Source organism: Arthrobacter sp. HMWF013 (assembly GCF_003061105.1).
Lineage (GTDB): Bacteria > Actinomycetota > Actinomycetes > Actinomycetales > Micrococcaceae > Arthrobacter.
Genome location: NZ_QAIQ01000644.1, coordinates 1 through 3,239, shown reverse-complemented (window position 1 = coordinate 3,239; position 3,239 = coordinate 1). Strand labels below are relative to the sequence as shown.

Annotated in this window: 2 protein-coding genes; both read left to right on the top strand. The window is 66.2% G+C overall.

All coding sequences use genetic code 11. The features are described 5' to 3' along the window. Positions 1-1,040: LuxR family transcriptional regulator (locus DBR22_RS21360; RefSeq protein WP_219928152.1), on the top strand; the 1,040-nt coding region annotated here is incomplete at its 5' end. Positions 1,041-1,074: 34 nt separating this feature from the next. After that, a partial coding sequence (locus DBR22_RS21355; RefSeq protein WP_108600644.1) for an AAA family ATPase occupies positions 1,075-3,239 on the top strand: 2,165 nt, incomplete at its 3' end.

Here is a 3,239-nt window from a genome sequence, read left to right as displayed (position 1 = left end):
CGCTGGGCCTGATGCGGCAGCTGGGCGGCCAGATCTCGGACGCCGCCCAGATTGTGGGCTTGCGCGAGCAGTTCACCGGGCGGGCCTATGCGGTGTTGCTGAACGCCGGCCAGTGGCGCCGCTGCATTGATCTCCTCGATCCGCCGCCGGTTCGTGAAATCCACACCCTTCCTTATCGCAGCGCGGCCGCGGAGTTGTCAGCCGGCATAGCCTACGCTTACTCGGGCCGTGGCGCCGTCGCCCTGGATTCGCTGCTGTCCGCAACCGCGCAGCTCGAGCTCAGGCCCGTCCAGAGCATGCTTCGGGCCGCCTACGCGGCCACAGCCCTGGCGTATGCCCAGATGGGCAATGCCGGGCTGTCCCGCAAATACTTGGACAAGCTTGCACGCACCGGGGGAGTCTCCGACCACACCACCAGGAGCATCACAAGCTTCTGTGCCAACGTCGCGGCCCGGTGGCTGGGGGACAACGACGCCTCCCCACGGCTGTTGCAGTCCGCCCGCGAGGACATCGCAGCAGGAAGGTTCACCCTTGCCGGCATCAGTCTGCTCGGGGCAACAGTGAACGGCACCGACGCCGATTTCAAGCTGATGGAAGAGGTTGCGGGCTGCCGCCAGGGCCCGCTGGCGGAAATCTCGCGTCTGATCGCGGTGGGCAGCAGGACCCGCGACGCCAAAACCCTGCTTTCCGGTGGAGAGTTGGCAGCCACGTTGGAACTGGACGCCGTTGAAGCCCGCTGCATGGCCCTGGCGGTCGACTACGCCAGGCAGGCCGGCGACTCTTTGTCGGCCCGGACCGCCCAGGCCCGGCTGGACATTCTGGCCGCCACAGTGGCGAGCCTTCCTATCGTGCCGAGCAGCGGCAGCCCGCTCCTGACCAGCCGGGAACGCCAGATTGCGCGGCTTGCAGGCCGGGGTTCATCCAACCGCGACATCGCACTGGAGATGGGTGTCTCCGTGCGCACCGTGGAAGGCCATCTTTACCAGGTGTTCACTAAACTGGGAGTCACATCCAGGGGTGATCTGACTGGACTCGTCTAAGGCGCACGGACCGAAACCGGGAGCCGCGTACCGTATGCTGACGGGCCGGCGTGAACCGCTGGACCGGATCTGCAACATCATCCGCAGCCGCACCAGCCAGGCTGTGTACCTGATGGCAGGCCCGGGCATCGGCAAGACAGCGCTGACGGAAGCCATCACCGAACGGCTTGCCGGGGAAATGATCATTGTTCAGATCCACGGCAGTTCGTCGCTGGCCAGCGTTCCTTTTGGTGTCCTGGCGCCTTACACGGCCGAACTCAATGCAGAGGACTCGGTGTCCCCGGTGGCTGTCCTGAGGTCCGTGTGGAGTTACTTCGAGAAGCTTAAAGGTGGCAAGGAAACGCCGCTTCTGCTGATGATGGATGACGCCCATCACCTTGATGAGGCAACGGCGGGCATCGTCGCTGACATGATTTCCGCTGGCTGGGCCAGCGTGGTGGCTGCAGGACGGCCGCGGCCCGGGCTGCCCCAGCCAATGGCACAACTCTGGTACGACGGCCTGGCTGACCGCGTGGATCTCCGTCCCCTCAACCGCGACCAGATCGAGGAAGTCCTCGCCCACGCGCTGGACGGAACGGTTCCGGCCGGAACCGTCGACACGATCTGGAGTGCCTCGGGAGGAAACCCCAGGATCCTCGATGCCCTCCTGCATGACGCCGCCGAACGCGGCGTGCTCGCGAAGCGGAACGGAATCTGGATGCTCCTCGGGGCGCTGCCCTCGGACGGACCAAAACTCACCGGTGTGGTGGTCAAGGACATGCTCCGCCGCAGCGCCGAAGAGCAGGAAGCACTGAAGCTGGTGGCACTGGCAGGCCCGGTCCGGCGCAAGGTGATCGAGGACATCAGCGGCGCCGAAGTGGTCCGTGCCCTGCTGGACCAGCAGATGGTGGTCGAAAGTCCCGGTACACCGGCCGATCTCCGGATGTGGAACTCCATGTTCGGCGATGCCCTGCGCGGCAGCATCTCTGTTTCCAGGAGCCTGCAGTTGCTCGAAACCATCCGGGTGCAGCTGGAAACTTCCCCTGCGGGCTCCGAAGGCCGGTTAAGGGCTGTGGAATGGGCCCTCGAATGCGGGCTGAAAATTACTGATTCAAAGCTGCTGGAGGCAGCGGGAACCGCCCTGGCCCACTTCAGGAACGGGAGCAGCCGGACCATGGCGGCGAGAGTCGCAGAGCCGGAACTGCTGCCCCGGGCGCAGGCAATCCAGGCCCGGGCATTGTTCAACGACGGCGACTACGCGGCCGCGGCGAAGACTGCGGACGGATGCTGGCTGCAGCTGGAGCCAGGCGAAGGCGCTGCTCCTGCGTTGATGCTCAGCGTGTTGGCCCATCAGGCACTGGGCACGCCTTTGGAAGTGCTGGCCGCGCAGTTCCGTGAAGGGCCCGGCAGCGTCGATACCACCGCGTCAGGCCGGGCGTCTCCGGACGGCGCCTCCGACGCTCCCGTCAGGCCGTGGTGGGACCACCTGCTGTGCCTCATGGAGCATGGCGAAGCGGGCAATCATGCTGCCCTGGCAGATGAGGTCCAGCAATTGGGGAGCCCGGATTCCGGCGACGCCACCCAAACTGCCCTTCGTGTTGTAGGAACGGCGTTGCTGGCCCACTCACTGGCGGGTGACGGCCGCGCCGTCCAAGGCCTTGATGCCGCCCTGCTGGCGGCCTCGGAACTTCCCTCCCTGCAGGGCGGAGTCTTTTTCTTCAACGAGTTCGTCCTGGGCCGCCTGGTTGCCAACTACCTGGCCCTCGGCGAGTGGGAATCGGCGGAGCGGGAGCTCGCGGACTACGCGTCGGGTGATCCACTGAGTGCCGCCGCCTTCGCCGGCAGCCTCCAGGTTCTCCGCGGCTATTCACTGCTGCGGCAAGGCCGGATCGAACGGGCCTACCAGATGCTGCTGCCGGCCGTGGAGACCCTGAGGCTCGCGGATCCCCTCCAGATGTTCCGGTTCGGTTCGGCACTGGGGTTCTATGTGGCGGCAAGGCTTGGTGACGCTGCCCAGGCCGGCCGTCTGGAGCTGGACTACAAGGATTCGCCTCCGGGCCCCGCCAGCCAGGACCTCCTGGCAACCGCGTACGCGGCCGCCGCCTCGGAATATGTCTCCCGTGACGGCAAGGGGCTGGCGGCGGTACACACGCTGGCGACCACCTCCGAGGTGTCCGCACGTGCGGGCATGTTGCTGGAGCTTCTGGCAGTGTGCTGGGA